The sequence below is a fragment of the Acinetobacter sp. LT1 genome (assembly GCF_059800965.1).
In genome coordinates, this window is sequence record NZ_JBBAXE010000020.1 from 48,521 (window position 1) to 71,136 (window position 22,616).

A 22,616-nucleotide genomic window follows, 5' to 3' on the forward strand; every position below is an offset into this window, starting at 1 on the left:
TTATAGATCAATTGTGACTGGGCTTAATGCCTGGCTCACGCATAGTTTAATTGGGCGGTTCGGTTGATCTTCAATATCACCAGTTAACAGGTTTTGAGTAACTCCGCTTACCTTGGTACAGCTGCATTTATTGCAAACACCCATACGGCAACCATGTTGTGGGCGTAAACCGGCTTGCTCTGCACTGCTCAGTAAATTTGTTTCAGCTAAAAACTCGTGTTGGGCACGGCGGAAAATAACAGGCTGTGCTGCATGTGTACCAGTCACGTGAAGTGGTTGGAAATATTCTTGATGAAGCTGCGACTGAGCACCTTTTTGGGCATAAATTTCATTGGCTTGTTGCATCATGCCGTGATGACCACAAACATAAGTTGCTGTTTGCTCGAAATCTGGAACCAGCTTTTGCAGTAAGCTTCCAGTTAAATGCTGCTTTTGCTCGGTGGTATTAAAAAAGTGATATTGAAGCTGCGGGTGCTGTTCTGCCAAAGCTTTTAATTCAGTATGAAAAATTTCCGCACGATTAAAATAAATGACATGAATTTGTTCAAGTTGCTGTTTTAAAGCTTGCTGCAAGAGTGAATAAATTGCAGTTATACCGCTTCCTGACGCAATCAAAATTGCAGGATGCCGACCTTGGTGCAAAATAAAATCACCTTGTGGTTGTGAAATCTCAACACACTCACCCACATGTAATAGTTGAGCTGCACGAGACACCAAACCTTGTACTTTAATACCTAAAGCGATTTCACCCTGAGTAGTCACTTCAATAATTGAATAACTACGTTGTTGGTAAACGCCATCGATAAGTAAAGTCAGCAAAATACTTTGACCCGCTCGAACTTGATCGAAATTAAAATTACGATTTGGTTTAAGTCTAATGAGCACCATATCGGTATGCAGTGGCTGAACTGCAGTAACTTCTGCAAGTACCCTTTTCCACGCCCAAGTCACGTTAATTTTCTGCAAGACAAAATCAACGAAATCTTCTCGAACCCAATGTGGCTGATAACTAAGTGTTGCGTTCATACGTTCCTCTTTTGTATCTGGCTATTTATTTGAGTGAACACATGTTCGTATAGTGAACATATGTACACTATATTTATAACTATTCACTCAGTCAACACTTGTTCACTATTTTTTTTATGAAAGTTTGCTCTTTTTTGTTAGACTTTGGCTCACGGTTTAAATAGGTTCTTTTAATGTCGATACGGGATGAACGAAAACAGCAAAGTCGTCAGGCACTTCTCGATGCAGCCTTGCATCTAAGCACGTCTGGGCGTTCGTTCAGTAGTATCAGTTTGCGTGAAGTTGCACGTGAAGTAGGTTTAGTACCGACAGCGTTCTACCGTCATTTTCAGGACATGGACGAACTCGGCAAAGAACTGGTTGACCAAGTTGCCTTACATTTAAAAAGCGTCTTACATCAACTTGGACAAAGTTATTTACAACATAAATCTGCTAAAACCCAGACCAGTATTGAGCTATTTGTGCAGGCGGTAAATCATAGCCCTAAGCAATGGCAATTTATGATTGCTGAACGTTGGGGTGGCTCAGAAACAGTCCGTGCAGCAATTGCCAGAGAAATTGAATTTCTGATTGAAGATCTAACAACTGATCTTACTAAACTCGAAAATTTTAAACATATTCAAAATCCTCAAGACTTAAATGTCTTATCTACCATTTTGACTAATATGTCATTTACATGGGCAATGACGTGGCTCAACCTATCGAAACAATATCAAGGTGAACAGCTCAAGCTGCAACAAATAGCCTTTATTGAAAATGCTTCTACACAAGTTCGTTTACTGTTTAGAGGGATTGCAAACTGGGAACGATAGAAGCGGCAAATGACAAAAAACAGGTTATGTGGTAATACGTAAAGAGAGAAAGAAAAAGGCTAAAAATTTCGAGAAAAGTCTTTTTCTTTTTTACAGGAAGTAAACTATTAGTTAGGCCAAACTGGTGTGGGAATACCTATGAATCTTGATCGTCATACACAGTTTTTGATGCGTAAAGAAAAAATTCTGAGCGTGGCAGAAAAGTTGTTATTAGAAAACAATCAGGAAATTACTCTAGATGAGTTAGTGGCCGAGCTAGATATTGCTAAAGGCACACTTTATAAGCATTTTAGAAGTAAAAATGAGCTTCTACTTGAGCTCATTATTCAAAATGAAAAGCAAATTTTAGAAATTTCTAAAAAATATAATACAGATTTCAAAGAGTATGCTCCTCATTACATGCTTCACCATTTGCTTGCACCAGGTAAAACGATTCTATTGCATCAACTTGAAGAAAATCTGACGATGACAGAGTCTAAGTTGAAGCATCTTTTCGAAGAGCTTTATGAAATTCGCCAACAGCGTATTTTAGCAATTAAAGATATTACCGAAAATTATTTAAAATCATTGAATTATGATATGTCGATTCGTGACTATTTGTCTTATATCTGGTCACTGACTTATGGTGCATCACTGCTTTTAAATTCTACTTATTACCAGCGTTCGATTGGTTCTCGCCAAAAATTAATTAATTTATATATTAATCAGGCATTATCACTGCCGACTCAAACAACTAATTTTGATGTTTTAAATTTTCAGATTGAAGATGAAAATCAGCAAAATTAATTGAATTATTTCGTGATAATTAACGATAAATTAAATATAAAAATGGGCTTCACATGAAGCCCATTTTTTTTTGAAGTAAAGCCTAAACAACTTATTTTGCTTTACGTTCTTTCTCAATTAAATAATTAAGAACTTGAGTGACTTTACCATCTTCACCCTGCACAACATATTTACCATTCACGACAACTGCAGGTACGCCTGTTAATTGGTACTGTTGAGCAAGTTTATTTGACTCGGCAACTTTCGCAGTCACAGCAAATGAGTTGTAAGTACTATTAAATTTCTGCTCAGGTACGCCATAACGAGTAAAGAATTTCGCAGCAGAAGCCTGATCAAAAATTTGTTGACCGTTCACCTGAATCGCATGGAATAGTGGTAAATGCGTGCGTTTACGTACACCTAATGCCTCAGATGTATAATAGGTACGCGCCCCTTGTTCCCACATTTTATTCATTGCAGCAGGTGTACGTACAAAACGTACATCTTTAGGAATCTGTTTTAACCACGTTTGCATATGCGGTTCAAGTTTAAAACAGTGTGGGCATCCATACCAAAAGAACTCTCGAACTTCGATTTTCCCCGGAACTTCCACTTTGCCTGGATTGGCAATCACGGTGTAGTCTTTACCAGCAACAAAATCTGCTGCCATTGCACCACCCGATACGGCCATAATTGCTGCACTCAAACCACCCAAAACCAATTTTTTCATTGCTACATCTTTTCCTCTAAGTTGTTATGCATTAGCTTATGCCCTAAATATAAAACAAATATGCTAAATTCGTTTTGCTTCTGTGAAGTTTTTTATTGGGTTTATCGCTTTTTTCCCAATAATCGCTACACTAACGGCGAACTACATCCAAAAAGATAACTCAAGTTTAGAGGTAGCACCATGTCGCAATTGAATGTTGATTTACAAGAAATCGCAAAGTTTGAAGCACTTGCTGCCAAATGGTGGGATCAACATTCTGAATTTCGCCCACTTCACCAGATCAATCCACTACGTCTAAACTGGATTGATGAACGTGCAGGCGGTCTTGCTGGTAAAAAAGTACTTGATGTCGGCTGTGGTGGCGGCATCTTGGCCGAAAGTATGGCACGTCGTGGTGCAGATGTATTAGGCATTGATATGGGTGAAGCACCTCTAGCTGTCGGCCGTTTACATGCTCAGCAAGAAAATGTTCAAAATATTGAATATCGCCAAATTCCTGTAGAAGAATTAGCACAAGAACAAGCAGGTCAATATGACGTGGTGACTTGTATGGAAATGATGGAACACGTTCCAGATCCGGCATCTATTGTAAAAGCTTGTCAGGCTCTGGTTAAACCGGGCGGCCATGTGTTCTTCTCGACCATTAACCGTAACCCAAAATCTTATTTATTTGCCATTATCGGTGCAGAGTACGTCCTACGCATGTTGCCAAAAGGTACGCATGATTATCATAAATTTATTCGACCATCTGAAATGGCACATGATATTCGTAATGCAGGTCTTACGTTAAAAGAAATGACTGGCCTACATTACAACCCACTGACCAAGCATTACTGGTTAGCGCCAAATGTTGACGTTAACTATATGGTTCATACGATTAATACAGGTGCATGATGAAAGCTGTTTTATTTGATTTAGACGGTACGCTTATCGATACAGCTGCGGATTTCATTCGTATTATTCAGCAAATGTGCCGTGATGCAAGACGCCCTGTTGTAGAAGCCGATCTTATTCGCACTCAGGTGTCTGAAGGTGCACGTGCGATGGTGAAATTGGTCTATCCAGAGCTAGATGTGGCCAATCCAATATTCTTGGCACATCGTCAAAACTTTTTAGATCTGTACGGCAATAATATTGTGGTTGATACAGATCTGTTTGAAGGCATGTATCCACTTCTAGAAGAGTTAGAAGCTGCGCAAATCCCGTGGGGTATTGTGACCAATAAACCACGTGGTTTAAGTGAATCTCTTTTAGAAAAGTTAAATCTGACAGAACGCTGTGCGGTTTTGGTATGTCCTGAAGATGTCAGTAAAACCAAACCAGACCCTGAACCAATGTATTTGGCTGCTAAACAGTTAAACATCCAAGCAGATGAAATTATTTATGTGGGCGACCACCCACGTGATATTGATGCTGGTCGCAATGCCGATATGTATACCATCTTGGCAGCTTATGGCTATTTACCTATCGAACACCGTGATGATTTAACCGCTTGGCAGGCCGATTCGATTGTAAATACAGTGACAGAATTACACGATATGTTACGTCAAAAGCTTCCTGCTCTACAGGAAAATCAGCGTATGATAAGTTAACATCAGAGTTTTATAGACTTTTTTAACGGTTAATCGTTTTATCAATATAAAAAGAAGGAGGTTTACCAATGAAATATTCAGAATACCAACCTCGTCCGGATCTACTCAAAGATCGAATTATTTTAATTACCGGTGCTGGTGATGGAATTGGGCGAGCTGCGGCTCTAAGTTATGCCCTACATGGTGCAACCGTTGTCCTACATGGTAGAACCTTAAATAAACTTGAAGTTATTTATGATGAAATTGAGAGTCTAGGTGCACCTCAACCCGCGATTTTACCGCTACAGCTTTCAAGTGCCTCTGACCGTGATTATGACTTTTTAGTCGATACGCTCGAAAAGCAGTTTGGACGTCTAGACGGTATTTTGCATAATGCGGGTATTTTAGGTGAACGTGTAGAGCTAGCACATTATCCTACAGAAGTATGGGATGATGTGATGGCAGTTAACCTACGTGCTCCGTTTGCCCTCACTCAAGCCTTATTACCACTTTTGCAAAAGTCAGAAAACGCCTCTGTTGTATTTACCAGTTCAGGTGTAGGCCGAGAAGCGCGTGCTTTATGGGGCGCATATTCTGTCTCCAAAATTGCAATTGAAGCAGTGAGTAAAATTTTTGCAGCGGAAAATACTTATCCAAATATCCGCTTTAACTGCATTAATCCAGGCGCAACACGTACCGCAATGCGTGCGAAAGCTTACCCACAAGAAGATCCGAAAACGCTACCTACACCAGAGTCGATCTTGCCTGCCTACCTCTATTTAATGGGTGAAGACAGCTTGGCACTCAATGGTCAAAGTATTGATGCGCAGGATTAAAAAGTTAAAGATGAAAAAGCTAAATTAAATTACGGCCAATCATCAAATCTGGCTTGCCTATACCTGAAAAGATATACAAGCCTTTTTTATTATTGATAAAAACCCTTGATCTATCCGTAATTTTAATTGAACCATTAAATGATCTTCACAGTTTCTCTGCATTTTGCGCGTAGAGTATTCAACATGAGAGACATCAGATGTAAACGAGGATGCATCATGAAAAAGTTGTTCACCATCTTAGCCCTTTGCATAACCGTACTAACCACCAGTATGGCGAGCTTTGCTGATCCTCCTTTTGACCGAGGCCATGGCCCCAAAGGTCCTAAAGGTGGAGGTCCACGTGGTGAGTGGAATGATCGTGGGCCAGGATTTGGACGTGATCATGATGATGATCGTATCCGTGACGAACGCCGTATGCGCGAAGAGCGTGGCTTTGAACGCTTAAAACAACATCGCTGGCAGCCTGGCTATGTTATGCCACAGCACTATCGTGGTAATGGCTATAAAGTCGACTATAAAGACAGTAACTTGCCAAAACCAGGCCGTAATCAGCAGTGGTATAAAATCAACAATGACTATATTTTAGTCGACACAGATTCTAATAGCATTGTGAGTATTCGTGGTTTTTAAGGCGATAGACCCTCGCTATCGCTGAATAAAAAGGATAAAGCCTCTCGGTTTTATCCTTTTTTATTTTTTATATTCTTAAATGATGAATTTTCTTAATTTCTTCTTATTTCATAGAGAGTTTTCACATTTATTCTTCTTGGCCTCCACGATTTATCTGCAATTGTTCACTAATCTTTAGTTATTGAAATCAGCTCATCATTCGAGGTTTACAATGAAAAAATTAACAACAGCGATTGTTCTTTCTCTTAGTGGTTTAGTTGCAACAACAGCCATGGCAGCACCAAACGATCATAATCATCATGGCAATTACCAAAACCATGAAGTAAAAACAGTTAAAGTGATTAAAAAAGATGATCATCGCAATGCGTGGCGAGTAGGTCAGGTGGTACCGCATGAGTATCGACATTCACGTTACGTGATCGACTATCGTCAACATCAAAAATTAACGAAACCAGGTCGTTACCAAAAATGGTATAAAGTGAATGGTAATTATGTACTGGTGAATGAACAAAGTCATAAAATCATTAGAGTGGTTTACTAATTTAAAACTTTTTAAGCACCCAAATTTCAATTTGGGTGTTTTTTTATCTAAAACATGCGGCTTTAATCTTTTTTGTTTAGAATCATCTTTATATCTTTTTGCTGTTGATTCGAGATCGGTATGTCAAGTAAGCCTGTAAGTAAGTCACATAATAACACCCAGCATTATGTACACTGGTTTCGACACTCAGCGCCCTACATTAATGCTCACCGCGATAAAACATTTGTATTGATGTTTGGTGGTGAAGCAGTCCGTCATCCTAATTTTGAACATATTATTCACGACATTGCTTTATTGCACTCTCTTGGTATTCGCTTAATTCTCGTGTACGGAGCACGTCCGCAAATTAATCAAAACCTTAAAGAAAAAGGAATCGAAACTCCTTTTTATGACAACAGCCGTATTACCACACGCGAATCTTTAAGCTGTGTCATGAGTGCTGTAGGTTCTATCCGCCTAGAAATCGAAGCATTGCTTTCTATGGGCTTAGCAAACTCGCCAATGTACGGCGCTCGCATAGATGTGGTATCAGGTAATTTTGTGACTGCTAAACCTTATGGCATTCGTGATGGCATGGATTTCCAGCTTACAGGTGAAGTTCGCTCTATCGATACAGATGCGATTGATCGACACCTCGATAATCATAATATTGTACTGCTAGGGCCAACGGGTTACTCCACTACAGGTGAGGTTTTTAACTTAAGAGCTGAAGAAGTTGCAACTAAAACAGCAACTTACTTAAAAGCAGATAAACTCATTTTTCTAGGTGAGCAACAAGGATTGCTGAATGAAGATGAGCAAATATTACGTGAATTAAGCCCACATCAACTGGACTACTATATTCAACAATACCAAACCATTAGCCCAACACTCACCTTGCATTTGCAACAGGCAAAAAAAGCATCTTTATCAGGCGTACACCGCGTTCATCTTATTTCTTATGCCTATGATGGCGCCCTTCTCGAAGAGTTATTTACTCGAGATGGTATCGGTACCATGATTACCGATGCGCATTATGAAGAAGTTCGCATGGCCAACATTCAAGATGTGGGCGGTTTAATGAATTTATTACGTCCATTAGAAGAAGAAGGTATCTTAGTTTATCGTTCGCGTGAACGTTTAGAGCAAGAGATTAGCCAGTTCGCTGTTATTGAGCGCGATGGTACGATTCTAGCGTGTGCTGCACTTTATCCAATTCCAACCGAATTTAATGAAACACGTTCAGCAGAAATTGCCTGCGTCGCAGTACACCCAAGTTATCGTAAATCGAACCGTGGCAGCCAGATTTTGCAATTCCTTGAAGAAAAGGCAAAAGAACAAGGTATTCGTCAATTATTTGTTTTAACGACTCGAACCGCTCACTGGTTCTTAGAACACGGTTTCCATCAGGTGAGTGTTGATGACTTACCAAATGCTCGTCAGGCACTCTATAACTATCAAAGGAATTCTTTAGTCTTTAAGAAACTGCTTCCTTAGCCTTTGCTAATTTTAAGATATTCTTATTTCAGATAAGCTTAGTTCAAAAAGTACAACCGTAAACACGATTAATTTATGGTTGTACTTTTTTAAATCTAAATTTTTTAAGGTTTTAATATTTTTTATTTTATTTACATTAACTTAATAACAATGCATTAAATATATTTCTATTAGATAAATCATTTTTTCGCATAAGTTTATAGCCTATTGTGTTTAGCTTTTTTTTGCATAAATAAAGACCGAATACTTATTTTTTCTGAAATAAAAATCAATTTAGGGTATCTGCTCATCCAATTATTTTTTTTCTTTTTCTCTTTCGGGGAGTACGAAATCTCATGGCACTTTTCAACACCACTTCATGGGCAAAATATTCAGTCATCGCGGCCAGCCTTGCAGGAGTGATGATGTTAAGTGGTTGTGCCAAAAAAGAGGAACAAGCCACCACAACCTTAAATATCGGCTATCAAAAATATGGGATTCTTCCTATTCTAAAGGCTCGTGGTGACTTAGAAAAAGCATTAAAAGAACAAGGCGTGCAAGTGAAATGGGTTGAGTTCCCTGCTGGCCCTCAATTGCTTGAAGGCTTAAACGTAGGAAGTGTTTCACTCGGTGAAGCAGGTGAAGCACCACCGATCTTTGCTCAGGCTGCCAATCCAAATTTAGTCTATGTCGCAAACCAACCTGCTGCGCCAAAAGCTGAAGCACTATTGGTACAAAAAGACTCTCCAATCCAATCTATTAAAGATTTAAAAGGCAAACGTGTTGCTCTTAATAAAGGCTCGAATGTTCATTACCTATTGTTAAAAGTTTTAGAAGCCAACAACTTAAGCTTAAGTGATATTCAACCAGTTTATTTGCCGCCATCAGACGCACGTGCTGCCTTTGAAAAAGGTGCTGTCGATGCATGGGTGATTTGGGACCCGTTCTTTGCAGCAGCTGAACATCAAATTCAGGCGCGAGTTTTAGCAACAGGCGAAAACTTGGTGAGTAATTATCAGTTTTATTTAGCTGACCGTAAATTTGCAGAAAATAATCCGAAAGTACTCAACACTGTTGTACAGACACTTAACCAGACCACTAAGTGGGTAAGTTCACATCAGGATGAAGCTGCCAAGTTACTCGAAAAACCTACCGCACTTGAGTTTGATGTACTCAAAACTTCCATTTCACGTATGGGTTTTGGAGTTCAGCCAATCTCTGACAAGGTGGCACAAGAACAACAATATGTGGCTGATGCTTTTTATGCGCAAAAGCTCATTCCAAACAAACTCACCATTCAAGACGCCATTTTAAAACTGAAATAAACCCAGCTTGGGCACGGCTTAAATAATCATATAAATGCTGTGCCTCACCTCAAGGGGAACAAGGATATCAATATGCAACATCAGTCATTATTTATTAAGAGTCAGTGGACACAATTAATTAAGCGCCTCAGTGCAGTCACTGTATTAGGCTTAACAATCGCAGCGCCAGCTTGGGCAATAGACCCTACTGTAAAAGAACTTCGTATTGGTTTTCAAAAAAGCTCGATTAACTTTGCAATTGCCAAACAGCAAAAGCTATTTGAGCAAGAATTCCCAAATGCAAAAATTACTTGGAATGAGTTCCCTGCTGGTCCACAAATTTTAGAAGCTTTAGCTGTCGGTTCGCTTGATGTAGGCGTTACTGGAGATACACCTCCTGTCTATGCTCAAGCGGCTGGCAAGCCTTTATATTATATTGCTTATGAAGCGGCTAAGCCCTTGGCATCGGCAATTTTAGTTCCAAAAAACTCACAGCTCAAACAGCTGAAAGACCTTAAAGGTAAACGCATTGCACTGCAAAAAGGTTCGAGCTCACATTACTTACTTGTGCAAGCTGTACGTAAAGCAGGCCTAAACTGGAGCGATATTACCCCCATCTGGCTTACCCCTGCCGATGCTCGCGCAGCATTTCAAAAAGGTGCCGTTGATGCATGGGCAATTTGGGATCCTTACTTCGCTTCAGCACAACTAGAAGATCAAGCTCGTGTTCTTGCATCAGGTAAAGGCTTAAGTCCGAACTATACATTTTATTTAGCAGCTCCAAATTTTGTTAAACAACATCCTAAAGCTGTTTCCGGGCTCATCAAACAAATCAATCAAGCTGACAAATGGGTTCAAAGTCATCAAGCAGAAACGGCTGGTGCGATTGGCCAAAGCACAGGGCTTAAGCCTGCAACCAGTGACTTATTTATTAAACGCCGTCCTCGTCCTTCATCAGCAGCTCCACTCAGCAGCAAAGTGATTGCTGAGCAACAGCAACTCGCAGACATCTTTACTCAACAAGGCATCATCCCTAAACCAATCAGCATTAAACAAGCTGTTTGGGGCGCCAAGTAATTTCAATAGATATATAGGTAATGCACATGAAAATTTTCTGGTTTATTCCTACCCATGGTGATAGTCGCTATTTAGGTACAAGTAAAGGCGCTCGTCAGGTTGACCATGCCTATATGAAGCAAATTGCTGTGGCAGTAGATAATTTAGGTTACGAAGGTGTACTTATTCCAACAGGTCGTTCATGTGAAGATCCTTGGATTACGGCGGCTAGCCTAATTGATGCAACTCAACACCTTAAATTTTTAGTTGCATTACGACCAGGGGTAACCACACCAGCTTTAGCTGCTCGTATGGCTGCAACGTTTGACCGTTTGTCGAATGGTCGTGTATTACTCAACTTAGTGACTGGTGGTGATGAGGCTGAATTACGCGGAGATGGTTTATATGAAGATCACTCAACACGTTATCAAACTGCCAATGAATACGTAAAAATCTGGCGTGAGATTTTGACACGCTCACATACGGGTGAAGCTTTTACATTCCACGGTGAACGTTTACAAGTGGATGATGCAAAACTACTTTACCCACCTGTTCAAAAGCCTTATCCACCACTTTGGTTTGGTGGTTCTTCAGACGTCGCTGTCGATCTTGCAGCTGAGCAAGTCGATACTTACCTTACGTGGGGTGAACCACCAGAGGCAGTTAAACAAAAGATCGAACATGTTCGTGCTAAAGCTGAGGCTAAAGGCCGCAAATTAACTTATGGCATTCGCTTACATGTGATTGTTCGTGAAACCAACGAACAAGCTTGGGCAGCAGCGAACGAGCTTATCCAATATCTTGATGATGCGACTATTGCTGCCGCACAGAAAAAATTTGCACAAATGGACTCTGTAGGCCAACAACGTATGGCGGCTCTCCACGGCGGTAATCGAGACAAACTAGAAGTATCTCCAAACCTTTGGGCTGGTATTGGTTTAGTTCGTGGTGGTGCAGGTACAGCACTTGTAGGCGATCCTGAAACCGTTGCTGCCCGTATTCAGGAATATGCTGATTTAGGTATTGATACTTTCATTTTCTCAGGCTATCCACACCTTGAAGAATCAATTCGTTTTGCAGAGTTAGTATTCCCGTTATTACCAATTGAAACTCGCGCTAAACTTGCTCAGCCAAATTTAACCGGTCCATTCGGTGAAATTATTGCCAACAATTATGTTCCAGACGAGAAGAAGCTAAATAGTTCCGTCAAGGAGCCTGCATGAGCAAAGCTGAAAGTGTTGTTTCACGTGGAACAAAACAAATCGGGCAGCGTTTGCTGCCTTGGATTTTCCCTATTCTTCTATTGGTTGTTTGGCAAATTGCCTCAAGTTCGGGTCTTTTAGAAAGCCGTATTTTACCCGCACCTACTGCTGTAGTTTCCGCTTTTTGGCATCTACTGGTGAGTGGCGAACTCTGGCAGCACGTTAAAGTCAGTGCTGGTCGTGCACTGCTTGGCCTTCTGATAGGCGGCGGTTTAGGTTTGTTATTAGGTCTACTCAACGGGTCTTCGCGTTTCGCCTCTACCCTGCTCGACACGACCTTACAAATGATTCGTAACATCCCAGCCTTAGCACTTATCCCACTTGTCATCTTGTGGTTCGGGATTGATGAAACAGCGAAATTATTTTTAGTCGCCGTAGGTGTTTTCTTCCCTATCTATATCAACACCTATCACGGTATTCGGTCAGTTGACCCTCAATTGATTGAGATGGGTAAAAGCTACGGACTTTCACGTTGGCAGCTTTACAAAGAAATTATTTTGCCGGGTGCGATGCCTTCTATTTTAGTGGGTTTACGCTTTGCTTTAGGTTTGGTTTGGGTATTGCTTATTGTTGCTGAAACCATTTCAGCTCAAGCAGGTATTGGTTATATGACCATGAATGCACGTGAGTTTTTACAAACGGATGTAGTTCTGGTCGGTATTCTTCTGTACGCCTTACTAGGCAAACTGGCAGATGTTTTAGCACAGCTTTTGGAACGCTATTTACTACGTTGGCACTCTGGATATCAGAAATAAGGGAGCTTAGAACATGACAAATCTGAATTTAAATATTAATCAGAATGAAGTGCAGCTCATTCCGGAAGAACCAACAGAATCTCAAGAACCTGTATTAGGAGCAGAGATTCTGATTGAGCAACTTTATAAATTTTATGGTGAGGTAAAGGTCCTCGAAGATCTTGACCTACACATCCAGCCGGGTGAGTTTTTAGCAATTGTTGGCCGAAGTGATTGTGGCAAAAGTACGTTACTCCGTTTAATTGCTCAACTTGAAAAAGCCAGCTTTGGGGAAATCAAATTTAAATCTGCCCGACATTTACGTGAAGGCATTACGAACGATGATATTCGAGTAATGTTCCAAGATCCTCGTTTACTTCCTTGGAGAAATATTCTTCAAAATGTTCAACTTGGGCTACCAAAATCACAACATGCTTTGGCAGAAGAATTATTAGAAAAAGTAGGTTTAAAAGAAAAAGCGGGACAATGGCCTTCCCAGCTCTCAGGTGGTCAACGTCAGCGCACTGCTCTAGCCCGTGCACTATCACATACTCCACGCATATTGTTGCTAGACGAACCTTTGGGTGCATTAGATGCTCTAACTCGGCTTGAGATGCAAAGCTTGATTGAGCGCTTGTGGAAGGAGCAAGGCTTTACTGCAATTTTGGTCACACACGATGTAAGTGAAGCAGTGCAATTAGCTGACCGTATTATCTTATTAGATAAGGGCCAGATTGCTCACAGTTTCCAAGTTAATTTGCCGCGCCCGCGTAAAAAAAGTATTACTTTTGCTCAACTTGAGCAACAAGTACTCGATGCGGTTTTGGCAACTTAAGGTTGTGATGAGTAATGAGAACTGTTCAACCGAAAATTGCCCAATTTACGAGCAATAAAACTGCTGTTTTATTGCTCTTTTTTAGGGCGAAAATAAAAAAATATTTTTAAGAATAACAATAAACTAGGGAATCTCTCTATTTTTTGCACAATAGTATATCTATTACGCAAATAACTAGCTGTTTTTTGATTAAAAAAGCAAGACACCTGTGCACAAATCAAACAATTTCCCTTACAATGGGAATATTATTTTTTTAATTATGCAGCAGATGGAACAAAAAAAGAGTACCCAAAAGCGCAATCAGCTTCTTGCTGCGGCCCTTGACGTATTTTCAGTCTATGGGTTTAGTGGCGCAAGTCTGGATGAAATTGCCCAACTCGCCGACATGCATAAGTCGAATATTTTCTATTACTATGAAAATAAAGAGTCTTTATATGTAGAAGTGCTCACAACCGTTTTACAAAAATGGTTGGCCCCCTTACAAACTTTAGAAGCTGAATTAGAACCAGCCGAAGCCTTATCTCACTATTTAATTCAAAAAATCGAACTGTCTCGTAGCCAACCGAAAGCATCTAGATTGTTTGCACTAGAAATTATTCAAGGGGCTCCACATATTTTGCCTATACTGAAAGGGCCTTTGAAAAAGCTATTTAAGCGCAAAGCCAAGGTTATTCAAACATGGCAAGAAGAAGGGAAAATTTCTCCAGATATCGACCCTGAGCTATTAATCTTAAATATTTGGGGCCTTACGCAAAACTATGCAGATTTTGCAACACAAATGGAAATGGTGACCGGTAAAACGCTTCGTAACCGCAGTATGTTCCAGCGTTCGATTGAGCATACGGTACATATGATGCTATACGGCGTATTACCTCGCTAAAATAAAAAAGATCGGCAAATTTGCCGATCTTTTTTTAGAAATAGTTTTGATAAAGGGCTAGGAGTTTCTGAGCGCCTAACAATAAATTTTCTTCCCAATCCAAATGTGCAGTGTCATCTGCCCCATCAGTAATATACTTCACCGAGATTAATCGTACACCTAACTTGTGGCACACTTTAGCTAAAGCATAGCCTTCCATGTCAACCACATCACAAGCTACTTTTGGCTGACCCGTTTCAAATGAATCACCAGTTCCACAAACTGCTTTTGGCAAATCAATAAAATGTGGTTGAAGATGAATTTCAGCTGGCAAGTGATCATCTAACGGCGTTACACCTACTTCAAACCCTAGGGGTGAAACATCCATATCACGTTGTACAAAAGTCTTCACCTCGACCAAATCATGTCGATTAAACGCAGAGCTTCCAGCTGTACCTAGATTAATTAAAGTTTTACAGCCAGTTTTTTGAATAACCTCAAATGCTTTAAAGGCAGCATTAATCTTACCAATACCACTGTAATGAACTTCAACACCTGCTTGTTCAAATAAACCTTTAGATTCATTAGGAAGTGCCATAATCAAAGCAATATCAGTGTTCATTCAAGAAGCTCAAATCAAAATTAAATAAGTTAGAAAATAAGTATAAATCAGGTGCAAAAGCTTTTTGCACCTTTTCATCATTACTGCACTTTTTGTTGTAAAGCGATTAAGCAGGGAGAAAAAAACAGTTGACCACTATATGCTCCTACAAGCGTTTTCTTCATTACTACGCCCCACATTGCCAATAATAAAAGACTCAATGCCACCGCAATGTATTGTAAAAATACAACTTCAACCTGATGTCCTAAGTTAAACAAAGCCAGAATAAATACACCTAATGGAAAGGTTAAGCCCCACCAGCCCAAGTTAAATGGAATACCTGTCTTTGCGTGACGGAGCGTTGTTAAAATCGCAAGACCAAGCCACCATAACCCAAAGCCTAAAAGTACAAGACTGCCTACAACTCCTAAAGCTTGAAAGACATTAGCAAATTGTTCAAATCCTACGTTTGGCGCCACTCTTTGTGCCTGCTGACCTAGTAACAATAAACCTAATGCACCTGTACCAATCGGGCCTAAAGAGAGCCAGCTAGAAATAGCGACTTCTTTTTCAGGTAGCTGATGCAAAGCCATACGTAAAATTAAAATTGTCAGAATAGCGAATGCTGGTAAAACAGAGATTCCCCAAAGTACATAGCCAGCCATTAATAAATGAAAGCTATGCATATCTGCGGGTAAATGTGCAACCAACATGCCGGCAGAACTTGCTGCTACTTCACAGGCAACCACAGGTAAAAGCCAGATTGCAGTCATCGTATGTAGCTGATGGTTCTGACGACTAAACATACAAAATGGCACGATCCACGCAATGGCCAATGCTAAAAAGACATCGATGTACCATAAAGCTTGAGCAATATGGATAGCCACTTCACCGTAAAGCCCGACACCGAAGCTTAAAAAACCATTTAATATCGTTGCAAGCCCCATTGGGATAGCCCCTAAAAACAAGCTCATATTGGGATGGTTAAATATTTGCTTCGCTTCATGAGGGAAAAGAAGCCACCGCAATAAATAAAGAACTGAAAAAACGCTAAATAAAGCAATGTTAAATTGCCATAACAAAGTTGCTAACGTGAATAAAAAAGATTGAGCAAATGGCAGCTGGATTAAAATCATACTCACCACGCCAGTACCCATAGTCGCTGTAAACCAATTTGGAGTAAAATGTCGTATAACATCTTTGCTATGATTTAATTGGTAAAAGGGTTTTTTCATCTTAGTTCTCTAATCAAAGAGTGGATAAAGATATAGTAGAGCAAACCATTAATAAGAAAAATTGATTTATTTTTATTTAATTCATCAGTATTTTAAATATACAAATATTCATGTTGAAAAATAACTGAGTAAAAACACAACAACAAGACGAATCTGTGAGATTATGGCAATATATAGCCCTTGCAAAAATAGCCATATTTTAAGTTCATGAAACTGCTTCGTCTTAATGCGTTATCGCCCAATTTTCAGTTACCTCCAACAGCGGTAACTATTGGTAATTTTGATGGTGTCCATTTAGGCCACCAAGCGATGATTGCTCAACTCAAAAAAATTGCTGCAGCACAAGGCTTAAAAACTTTGGTCATGATTTTTGAGCCACAACCGCTTGAGTTCTTCAAAGGTTACGATGCACCTCCTCGTATTAATTCATTACGGGAAAAAGTTGAATACCTAGCTGAGCTTGGCGTTGACTATATTGCGGTTGCTAAATTTGATGAACATTTCCGTAGCATGAGCGCATCTGCCTTCGCAGATTTATTAAAAAATAAATTAAATGCCCAATCATTAGTTTTAGGGGATGACTTTCATTTCGGTAAAGACCGCCAAGGCAACAGTGAATTTTTAAAAGATTATGGCTTCCAAGTCACAAATTTACATACCATTGAACTTGAAGGTGAACGCGTCAGTTCAACCCGTATTCGCCAAGTACTTCAAGTGGGTAATCTTGCTTTAGCAGCTAAATTATTAGGCCGTCCGTACAGTATTACTGGACGTGTCCAATATGGCGACCAAATTGGACGAACTCTTGATTTTCCAACCATTAATGTTCGTCTCAACCGCCACAAACCTTGTTTAAACGGTATTTATGGCGTTGAAGTCATTTGCGAAACAACTTCACTCACTGAAAAAGTGCGCCAAGAAACACCTGAGAAACCGGGAATTGCCGGATATCATGAAAATAGCCTCTATGGCGCAGGTCATGTCGGTACACGTCCCGCCATTCAGCAAGAACATCCAGAATGGAGATTAGAAGTACATTTCCCTGATGTTTCTGCTAATCTGTATGGCTTATTTATGCGGGTGACTTTTCTTCACTATCTTCATGGTGAATTGAACTACCCTTCGCTTGAAGCACTTAAGGCTGGAATTGATAATGACGTGCAACAGTTACGACAATACCGTAACGACACGACACAATTTCCTTTTTAATTCGAATTTTGATTGTAAAACATGTCAGCTCCCAAGCTGATTAAACTGGAAGAAAACTTGCATGAGCGATAAGCAAACTCCTGAGAATGCAGTGGACTACAAAGCCACGCTAAACCTGCCGGATACTCAATTTGCAATGAAAGCAAATTTGGCAGTACGTGAAGTGAAATGGTTAGAAGAGTGGTATACCGACAACATTTATCAGCAGATTCGTGCATCGCGTATTGGCAAGAAAAAATATATTTTGCATGATGGCCCTCCATATGCGAACGGTACAATTCACTTAGGCCACGCAGTCAATAAAGTACTCAAAGACGTTATTGTAAAAAGCCGTACGCTTTCAGGTTTTGATGCACCGTATGTTCCAGGTTGGGACTGTCATGGCTTGCCAATCGAACTAAAAGTCGAAGAGAAAGTAGGTAAAGTGGGCGAAAAAGTTGACGCAGCAACTTTCCGTAAACTTTGCCGTGAATACGCGCTAAAACAAATTGATTTACAGCGTACTGACTTTAAACGTCTTGGTATTTTAGGTGATTGGGATAATCCTTATCTCACCATGAATTACAAACAAGAAGCCGATATCGTTCGTGCTCTAGGTCTCATCCAGAAAAATGGCCATATCCAGCCAGGCTTAAAGCCAGTGAACTGGTGTATGGACTGCGGTTCAGCTCTTGCTGAAGCAGAAGTTGAATACGAAGATAAAAAATCAGACGCAATTGACGTTGGTTTTGGCGTTGTCGATCTCAAAGATTTAAGTGCCCGTTTAAACGTAGAAGTTCAAGATCCAACAGATATCGTGATCTGGACCACTACACCATGGACATTACCAGCTAACCAAGCCGTTGCGTTGCATGCCGAAATTGAATATCAATTGGTGCAAGTGACAACTGAGCGTGGTAAGCAAAACTTTATTCTTGCTAAAGATCTAGTTGCTTCAGCGATTGAGCGTTACAAGCTTGAAAACCCAGTTGTTTTAGCTGATTTTACTGGTTCGGCTCTTGAAAACCTTACCCTACAGCATCCTCTACTTACTGATCGTCAAGTTCCGGTTATTTTAGGTGAACATGTTATCGCAACAAGCGGTACAGGTGCCGTACATACAGCGCCTGGCCACGGTGCGGACGACTATAAAGTAGGTCTTCAATACAACCTTAAAGTAGATAACCCAGTGGGTGGTAACGGTGTTTATCTCCCAACTGCTCCAATCTATGCTGGTGAGCACATCTATAAAGCCAATCCAAAGATTATTGAAGCTTTGGGCGCTGTAGGCCGTTTATGGGCTCATCAACCAATTAAACACAGCTACCCACACTGCTGGCGCCATAAGACTCCTATTATTTTCCGTGCTACACCACAATGGTTCATTAGCATGGATCAAAAAGGGTTACGTGAAGGTGCGCTTAATGCCATTGAAAATGATATCGAGTTTGTACCGAACTGGGGTAAGAACCGTATTGAATCAATGATCGAAGGTCGTCCGGACTGGTGTATTTCACGTCAACGTACTTGGGGTGTTCCAATTCCATTCTTCGTTCATAAAGATACGAACGAATTACACCCGCGTACACCTGAACTCATCGAAGAAGTTGCTCAACTGATCGAAGAAGAAGGCATCGAAGCATGGTTCAAACGTGAAGCAAAAGACTTCATCGGTGAAGATGCTGAACAATATAACGCTGTTCGCGATACACTCGATGTATGGTTCGACTCTGGTACAACGCATTACGCTGTACTTGAGCAACGTGATGAATTAGAAAGCCCTGCTGACTTATATTTAGAGGGTTCAGACCAACACCGTGGCTGGTTCCAATCTTCTTTATTAACATCTATGGCAATTCACAATCGTGCGCCATATAAAGCCTTGTTAACTCATGGTTTTACAGTGGACGAAAACGGTCGTAAATTGTCGAAATCTTTAGGCAACTATATCCCGCTTGAAGAAATCATCAAACAGCTTGGTGCAGATGGTTTACGACTATATGTAGCGTCTAGCGACTACCGTTATGAAATCGCAGCATCGAAAGAAATCTTTAGCCGTGTAAGTGATAGCTATCGCCGTATTCGTAATACTCTACGCTTCTTGCTTGCGAACCTAAATGGTTTCAAACCAAGTACTGATGCTCTGGACGTAGATGACCTTATCGCTCTAGATCAATACATCTTACAACGTGCGAATGAAGTACAACAAACCATTATCACTGCCTATGAAGAAATGAACTTCCATGTGGTATGTAGTGCGTTAACAAGCTTCTGTATTAATGACTTAGGTGGTTTCTACCTAGATATTATCAAAGACCGTCAATACACCACTAAAGCAGATTCTCAGGCACGTCGTTCTGCACAAACAGCGCTTTATCATATTGTTCAAGCATTTATCCGGTGGATGAGCCCAATCCTAAGCTTTACCGCTCAAGAAGCTTGGCCATTGATTCCAGAACAAACCGAAAAGTATGTATTTACTTCAGAATGGTATGACTTGCCTGTTTCATCAAAAGCAAACTTGCTTTCTGAAGAAGATTGGCAAACATTGATTAGCGTAAAATCTGCAGTAAATAAACAGATTGAAGCAGCGCGTAACGCTAAACTTGTCGGCAGTAATCTTTCAGCCAAAGTTGAACTTTGGGCAAGTGAATCATTACAAACAGTTTTAAACCAACTGGCTGATGAACTCCGTTTTGTTCTTATTACTTCGCAAGTAGTAGTACATCCATTGGCTGAGCAAGGTGAAGCAACTGAAATGGAAGGCTTACGTGTACAAATATCTGCAGCTGAAGGTGAAAAATGTGCACGTTGCTGGCACGTCCTTCCAGATGTAAATACACATGCCGATCATCCTGGTTTATGTGGTCGTTGTATTGTGAACGTCACTGGTCGTGGCGAAGTGAGAAAATATGCCTAATTCACAAGCTAAAAAAGGCTTATTCCAGTTTTATCCACATAATCTGATTTGGCTTGGACTTTCTGTCCTTGCCATTGTATTGGATCAATGGACAAAATGGATTGCAAGTACACATCTGAACTACGCAGATCCTGTACCTGTACTTCCATTTTTAAACTGGACACTATTGCATAACTATGGTGCAGCTTTTAGCTTTTTATCTGATGCAGGAGGATGGCAGCGCTATTTCTTCACATCACTGGCGGGCTTAGTTTCAGTACTTTTTGTATTTTGGTTAATGCGTATGCCTAAAAAAATGGTGGTGCTACCTGTAGCCATCGCTTTAATTTTAGGTGGAGCTTTAGGTAATTTAATTGACCGTATTACCCTAGGTTATGTGGTCGATTTCATTCATGTTTATTACCAAAATCATCACTTTCCAGCTTTTAATATTGCGGACAGTGCCATCACTCTAGGTACGATTTTGCTACTCATTGATACATTCTTCCTTGAGAAGCAACGTAACCAAAATTCGGATGCATAATATGACCGAAATTATTCAACCTAACGAAGAAATTCGTATTCAAGAAGGCTCTAAAGTCGACCTACACTTTTCTGTAGCTATCGAAAATGGTGTAGAAATTGACAATACACGTAGCCGTGAAGAGCCAGTTAGTCTGACTATTGGTGACGGAAACCTTTTACCAGGTTTCGAAAAAGCATTATTCGGTTTACGTGCAGGTGACCGCCGTACAGTACACCTTCCACCAGAAGAGGCTTTTGGTCCGTGGAATCCAGAAAATGTTCAAACTTTCGATACAGTTAAGTTTGAACAACGCCCTATTCCTGGTCACATGATCGAATTTGAAGATAAGGCAAAAACCACCTTATTCGGTGTAGTAAAATCAGTTAATGATGACATTACAGAAATTGATTTTAATCACCCATTAGCTGGGAAAAATATTACCTTTGAAGTAGAAATATTTAAGGTTACTCCTGAAGGCCAACAAGGCATTAAGCTAATGTAAATAAAAAGCCCTCTAAATGAGGGCTTTTTTATGATTCAATTTTTATTAGTGACATAAGAATCCTTACAAATTCTATATTCTCTCCTACCTATATAATGAATTAAGTTATAAAGATAAAAATACTTAGGAAAAATACATGCTGGTCTATATTATCGTAGGAAGTGTTCGTGAAGGACGTACAGCAATTAAAGTTGCCAATTGGCTAGAATCCACAATTCCATCATTTAATCTAGAAGATTTTCAGACAGAAGTAATTGATTTAAAAGAGTGGAATTTACCGTTATTTTCAGGCTCTCACCCACCTGCTACCGGGATTTATGATCAACCTAAACAACAAGAATGGGCAGACAAAATTGCTCAAGCAGACGCATTTATCTTTATTAGCCCAGAATACAACCATGGTTACAGCCCAGCTTTAAAAAATGCACTTGATTATGTCGGCAAGGAGTGGGGTGGTAAACCTGCTGCATTTATTGGCTATGGTTCAACAAATGGCTCTCGTTCTATTAGTCAAATACGTCAAGTCACCTCAAGTTTAAGCATTATTGACCCGAATGCTGTAATAGAGATAAGAGATATATTTAAACGTAATAAAGATGAAAAATTCGAAGCTAATGAGTTTGAAGTAAAAGGTCTTCAATCCATTGTTGAGAAACTACAGAAATATCATTTGTCTTAATTGAACAAAAGGCCTCTTTTCTAAACAAAAGAGGCCTTTAATTTTATAAACTCTTTAAATACTCCACTACATCAGTATTACCAGCCATTTCTGCAAGCTCTAATGCTGTGTATTCACTTTTGTAAGCGACATGCGCACCTTTTTCAATTAAGAGTTGAACTATCTCTAAATGATCATTTTCAGCAGCTGCTTGTAGAGCACTATATCCCTCATCATCTATCTGATTAGGATCTTCTCCCTCTATTAGTAGTTCTTTTACTTGATCGATATCACCTAGAGATGCCCAATAAATCAATACAGGTAAAGATAGCTCTTCATCATCTTCAGGTATTGGAGAGAAAGAATTGATTTTCATGGACGTACCCAAAAATAATAGAGTTCATCATTATATTCATAGAATATAGCAAGAATACAAATCTAATTTTGGACCTATCTTTTATTAAAAATTAAATTCCGCACATAAAGAAACACCCCCATTCATTAGAACGGGGGTGTTTAGAATAATGAGCTGGCGATGACTTACTCTCACATGGGTAACCCCACACTACCATCAGCGCTAAGAGGTTTCAC

The 22,616-nt window shown here is 39.9% G+C and carries 24 protein-coding genes; 19 read left to right on the forward strand and 5 right to left on the reverse strand.

The annotated features are described in order from the left end of the window. A complete protein-coding gene (locus tag WBW42_RS16435; RefSeq protein WP_032070566.1) occupies nucleotides 1-1,026 on the reverse strand; it encodes a ferredoxin reductase in 1,026 nt (341 codons plus the stop codon). Nucleotides 1,027-1,199: 173 nt separating this feature from the next. Here WBW42_RS16435 and WBW42_RS16440 point away from each other — a divergent pair, with 173 nt between their 5' ends. Further along, nucleotides 1,200-1,838 (forward strand): TetR family transcriptional regulator, encoded by a 639-nt coding sequence (locus WBW42_RS16440; protein ID WP_000027531.1) that lies wholly within the window; start codon nucleotides 1,200-1,202, stop codon nucleotides 1,836-1,838. Nucleotides 1,839-1,976: 138 nt separating this feature from the next. After that, on the forward strand, nucleotides 1,977-2,624 hold the full coding sequence (locus tag WBW42_RS16445; RefSeq protein WP_032012571.1) for a TetR/AcrR family transcriptional regulator: 648 nt from the start codon (nucleotides 1,977-1,979) through the stop codon (nucleotides 2,622-2,624). Nucleotides 2,625-2,715: 91 nt separating this feature from the next. Here the strand turns inward: WBW42_RS16445 and WBW42_RS16450 are convergent, their stop codons facing one another. Continuing rightward, complete coding sequence (locus WBW42_RS16450) at nucleotides 2,716-3,333, reverse strand: thiol:disulfide interchange protein DsbA/DsbL (RefSeq protein ID WP_005804825.1); 618 nt, start codon at nucleotides 3,331-3,333, stop codon at nucleotides 2,716-2,718. Nucleotides 3,334-3,513: 180 nt separating this feature from the next. Between WBW42_RS16450 and ubiG the strand changes: the two genes are divergently transcribed. The 12 genes from ubiG (at nucleotide 3,514) to WBW42_RS16510 (ending at nucleotide 14,437) form a co-directional block, all read left to right on the forward strand. After that, nucleotides 3,514-4,227 (forward strand): bifunctional 2-polyprenyl-6-hydroxyphenol methylase/3-demethylubiquinol 3-O-methyltransferase UbiG, encoded by a 714-nt coding sequence (gene ubiG / locus WBW42_RS16455; RefSeq protein ID WP_005804826.1) that lies wholly within the window; start codon nucleotides 3,514-3,516, stop codon nucleotides 4,225-4,227. After that, nucleotides 4,224-4,925, forward strand: a complete 702-nt coding sequence (locus WBW42_RS16460) for an HAD family hydrolase (RefSeq protein ID WP_080777078.1) — start codon at nucleotides 4,224-4,226, stop codon at nucleotides 4,923-4,925. The genes ubiG and WBW42_RS16460 overlap by 4 nt, the downstream gene beginning before the upstream one ends. A gap of 68 nt (nucleotides 4,926-4,993) precedes the next feature. Further along, the gene (locus WBW42_RS16465) at nucleotides 4,994-5,740 is read left to right on the forward strand and encodes a YciK family oxidoreductase (protein ID WP_002120710.1); all 747 of its coding nucleotides are present in this window, start codon (nucleotides 4,994-4,996) and stop codon (nucleotides 5,738-5,740) included. A gap of 216 nt (nucleotides 5,741-5,956) precedes the next feature. Continuing rightward, nucleotides 5,957-6,370 carry an RcnB family protein gene (locus WBW42_RS16470; protein ID WP_005071792.1) on the forward strand — a complete coding sequence of 138 codons (414 nt, stop codon included), beginning with the start codon at nucleotides 5,957-5,959 and terminating at the stop codon, nucleotides 6,368-6,370. Nucleotides 6,371-6,581: 211 nt separating this feature from the next. Next, nucleotides 6,582-6,911 (forward strand): RcnB family protein, encoded by a 330-nt coding sequence (locus WBW42_RS16475; protein ID WP_002120775.1) that lies wholly within the window; start codon nucleotides 6,582-6,584, stop codon nucleotides 6,909-6,911. A gap of 120 nt (nucleotides 6,912-7,031) precedes the next feature. Beyond that, nucleotides 7,032-8,387 carry an amino-acid N-acetyltransferase gene (gene argA / locus WBW42_RS16480; RefSeq protein WP_016802669.1) on the forward strand — a complete coding sequence of 452 codons (1,356 nt, stop codon included), beginning with the start codon at nucleotides 7,032-7,034 and terminating at the stop codon, nucleotides 8,385-8,387. 335 nt (nucleotides 8,388-8,722) lie between these two features. Then, nucleotides 8,723-9,691 carry a sulfonate ABC transporter substrate-binding protein gene (locus tag WBW42_RS16485; protein ID WP_032057290.1) on the forward strand — a complete coding sequence of 323 codons (969 nt, stop codon included), beginning with the start codon at nucleotides 8,723-8,725 and terminating at the stop codon, nucleotides 9,689-9,691. A 72-nt stretch (nucleotides 9,692-9,763) separates the two neighbouring features. Continuing rightward, a complete protein-coding gene (locus tag WBW42_RS16490; RefSeq protein WP_032012564.1) occupies nucleotides 9,764-10,747 on the forward strand; it encodes a sulfonate ABC transporter substrate-binding protein in 984 nt (327 codons plus the stop codon). A 26-nt stretch (nucleotides 10,748-10,773) separates the two neighbouring features. Beyond that, nucleotides 10,774-11,949: an FMNH2-dependent alkanesulfonate monooxygenase gene (gene ssuD / locus WBW42_RS16495; protein ID WP_014208027.1), complete on the forward strand. Its 1,176-nt coding sequence runs from the start codon at nucleotides 10,774-10,776 to the stop codon at nucleotides 11,947-11,949. Then, nucleotides 11,946-12,743, forward strand: a complete 798-nt coding sequence (gene ssuC / locus WBW42_RS16500) for an aliphatic sulfonate ABC transporter permease SsuC (protein WP_002120785.1) — start codon at nucleotides 11,946-11,948, stop codon at nucleotides 12,741-12,743. Before ssuD ends, ssuC begins: the two co-directional genes overlap by 4 nt. A 13-nt stretch (nucleotides 12,744-12,756) precedes the next feature. Further along, nucleotides 12,757-13,557, forward strand: coding sequence for an ABC transporter ATP-binding protein (locus WBW42_RS16505; RefSeq protein ID WP_032057289.1), 801 nt, complete (start codon nucleotides 12,757-12,759; stop codon nucleotides 13,555-13,557). A 259-nt stretch (nucleotides 13,558-13,816) separates the two neighbouring features. Next, nucleotides 13,817-14,437, forward strand: a complete 621-nt coding sequence (locus tag WBW42_RS16510) for a TetR/AcrR family transcriptional regulator (protein WP_005071782.1) — start codon at nucleotides 13,817-13,819, stop codon at nucleotides 14,435-14,437. Nucleotides 14,438-14,471: 34 nt separating this feature from the next. On the opposite strand, the gene WBW42_RS16515 is transcribed toward WBW42_RS16510, so the two are convergent. Together WBW42_RS16515 and WBW42_RS16520 are read right to left on the reverse strand one after the other, a co-directional pair. Next, on the reverse strand, nucleotides 14,472-15,038 hold the full coding sequence (locus tag WBW42_RS16515) for a 5'-methylthioadenosine/S-adenosylhomocysteine nucleosidase family protein (RefSeq protein WP_032057288.1): 567 nt from the start codon (nucleotides 15,036-15,038) through the stop codon (nucleotides 14,472-14,474). Between the two features lie 80 nt (nucleotides 15,039-15,118). Continuing rightward, a complete protein-coding gene (locus WBW42_RS16520) occupies nucleotides 15,119-16,252 on the reverse strand; it encodes a TDT family transporter (protein WP_032057287.1) in 1,134 nt (377 codons plus the stop codon). Nucleotides 16,253-16,459: 207 nt separating this feature from the next. On the opposite strand from WBW42_RS16520, the gene ribF reads away from it, so the two are divergent. The 5 genes from ribF (at nucleotide 16,460) to WBW42_RS16545 (ending at nucleotide 22,046) form a co-directional block, all read left to right on the forward strand. Continuing rightward, complete coding sequence (gene ribF / locus WBW42_RS16525) at nucleotides 16,460-17,461, forward strand: bifunctional riboflavin kinase/FAD synthetase (RefSeq protein WP_032057286.1); 1,002 nt, start codon at nucleotides 16,460-16,462, stop codon at nucleotides 17,459-17,461. A gap of 61 nt (nucleotides 17,462-17,522) precedes the next feature. Continuing rightward, a complete protein-coding gene (ileS, locus tag WBW42_RS16530) occupies nucleotides 17,523-20,360 on the forward strand; it encodes an isoleucine--tRNA ligase (protein ID WP_032057284.1) in 2,838 nt (945 codons plus the stop codon). After that, the gene (lspA, locus tag WBW42_RS16535; RefSeq protein ID WP_005804840.1) at nucleotides 20,353-20,883 is read left to right on the forward strand and encodes a signal peptidase II; all 531 of its coding nucleotides are present in this window, start codon (nucleotides 20,353-20,355) and stop codon (nucleotides 20,881-20,883) included. Before ileS ends, lspA begins: the two co-directional genes overlap by 8 nt. A 1-nt stretch (nucleotide 20,884) precedes the next feature. After that, nucleotides 20,885-21,367, forward strand: a complete 483-nt coding sequence (locus WBW42_RS16540) for an FKBP-type peptidyl-prolyl cis-trans isomerase (protein WP_014208021.1) — start codon at nucleotides 20,885-20,887, stop codon at nucleotides 21,365-21,367. Nucleotides 21,368-21,503: 136 nt separating this feature from the next. Next, nucleotides 21,504-22,046: an NADPH-dependent FMN reductase gene (locus tag WBW42_RS16545; protein WP_009387643.1), complete on the forward strand. Its 543-nt coding sequence runs from the start codon at nucleotides 21,504-21,506 to the stop codon at nucleotides 22,044-22,046. 43 nt (nucleotides 22,047-22,089) lie between these two features. On the opposite strand, the gene WBW42_RS16550 is transcribed toward WBW42_RS16545, so the two are convergent. Further along, on the reverse strand, nucleotides 22,090-22,401 hold the full coding sequence (locus WBW42_RS16550; RefSeq protein WP_032057283.1) for an ankyrin repeat domain-containing protein: 312 nt from the start codon (nucleotides 22,399-22,401) through the stop codon (nucleotides 22,090-22,092). Nucleotides 22,402-22,616: the final 215 nt, after the last annotated feature.

Excerpts from the sequence above, each read along its gene's own strand:
- WBW42_RS16435 (WP_032070566.1), bottom strand. The coding sequence starts at position 1,026 with ATGAACGCAACACTTAGTTATCAGCCACATTGGGTTCGAGAAGATTTC.
- WBW42_RS16440 (WP_000027531.1), top strand. The coding sequence starts at position 1,200 with ATGTCGATACGGGATGAACGAAAACAGCAAAGTCGTCAGGCACTTCTC.
- WBW42_RS16445 (WP_032012571.1), top strand. The coding sequence starts at position 1,977 with ATGAATCTTGATCGTCATACACAGTTTTTGATGCGTAAAGAAAAAATT.
- WBW42_RS16450 (WP_005804825.1), bottom strand. The coding sequence starts at position 3,333 with ATGAAAAAATTGGTTTTGGGTGGTTTGAGTGCAGCAATTATGGCCGTA.
- ubiG (WP_005804826.1), top strand. The coding sequence starts at position 3,514 with ATGTCGCAATTGAATGTTGATTTACAAGAAATCGCAAAGTTTGAAGCA.
- WBW42_RS16460 (WP_080777078.1), top strand. The coding sequence starts at position 4,224 with ATGATGAAAGCTGTTTTATTTGATTTAGACGGTACGCTTATCGATACA.
- WBW42_RS16465 (WP_002120710.1), top strand. The coding sequence starts at position 4,994 with ATGAAATATTCAGAATACCAACCTCGTCCGGATCTACTCAAAGATCGA.
- WBW42_RS16470 (WP_005071792.1), top strand. The coding sequence starts at position 5,957 with ATGAAAAAGTTGTTCACCATCTTAGCCCTTTGCATAACCGTACTAACC.
- WBW42_RS16475 (WP_002120775.1), top strand. The coding sequence starts at position 6,582 with ATGAAAAAATTAACAACAGCGATTGTTCTTTCTCTTAGTGGTTTAGTT.
- argA (WP_016802669.1), top strand. The coding sequence starts at position 7,032 with ATGTCAAGTAAGCCTGTAAGTAAGTCACATAATAACACCCAGCATTAT.
- WBW42_RS16485 (WP_032057290.1), top strand. The coding sequence starts at position 8,723 with ATGGCACTTTTCAACACCACTTCATGGGCAAAATATTCAGTCATCGCG.
- WBW42_RS16490 (WP_032012564.1), top strand. The coding sequence starts at position 9,764 with ATGCAACATCAGTCATTATTTATTAAGAGTCAGTGGACACAATTAATT.
- ssuD (WP_014208027.1), top strand. The coding sequence starts at position 10,774 with ATGAAAATTTTCTGGTTTATTCCTACCCATGGTGATAGTCGCTATTTA.
- ssuC (WP_002120785.1), top strand. The coding sequence starts at position 11,946 with ATGAGCAAAGCTGAAAGTGTTGTTTCACGTGGAACAAAACAAATCGGG.
- WBW42_RS16505 (WP_032057289.1), top strand. The coding sequence starts at position 12,757 with ATGACAAATCTGAATTTAAATATTAATCAGAATGAAGTGCAGCTCATT.
- WBW42_RS16510 (WP_005071782.1), top strand. The coding sequence starts at position 13,817 with ATGCAGCAGATGGAACAAAAAAAGAGTACCCAAAAGCGCAATCAGCTT.
- WBW42_RS16515 (WP_032057288.1), bottom strand. The coding sequence starts at position 15,038 with ATGAACACTGATATTGCTTTGATTATGGCACTTCCTAATGAATCTAAA.
- WBW42_RS16520 (WP_032057287.1), bottom strand. The coding sequence starts at position 16,252 with ATGAAAAAACCCTTTTACCAATTAAATCATAGCAAAGATGTTATACGA.
- ribF (WP_032057286.1), top strand. The coding sequence starts at position 16,460 with ATGAAACTGCTTCGTCTTAATGCGTTATCGCCCAATTTTCAGTTACCT.
- ileS (WP_032057284.1), top strand. The coding sequence starts at position 17,523 with ATGAGCGATAAGCAAACTCCTGAGAATGCAGTGGACTACAAAGCCACG.
- lspA (WP_005804840.1), top strand. The coding sequence starts at position 20,353 with ATGCCTAATTCACAAGCTAAAAAAGGCTTATTCCAGTTTTATCCACAT.
- WBW42_RS16540 (WP_014208021.1), top strand. The coding sequence starts at position 20,885 with ATGACCGAAATTATTCAACCTAACGAAGAAATTCGTATTCAAGAAGGC.
- WBW42_RS16545 (WP_009387643.1), top strand. The coding sequence starts at position 21,504 with ATGCTGGTCTATATTATCGTAGGAAGTGTTCGTGAAGGACGTACAGCA.
- WBW42_RS16550 (WP_032057283.1), bottom strand. The coding sequence starts at position 22,401 with ATGAAAATCAATTCTTTCTCTCCAATACCTGAAGATGATGAAGAGCTA.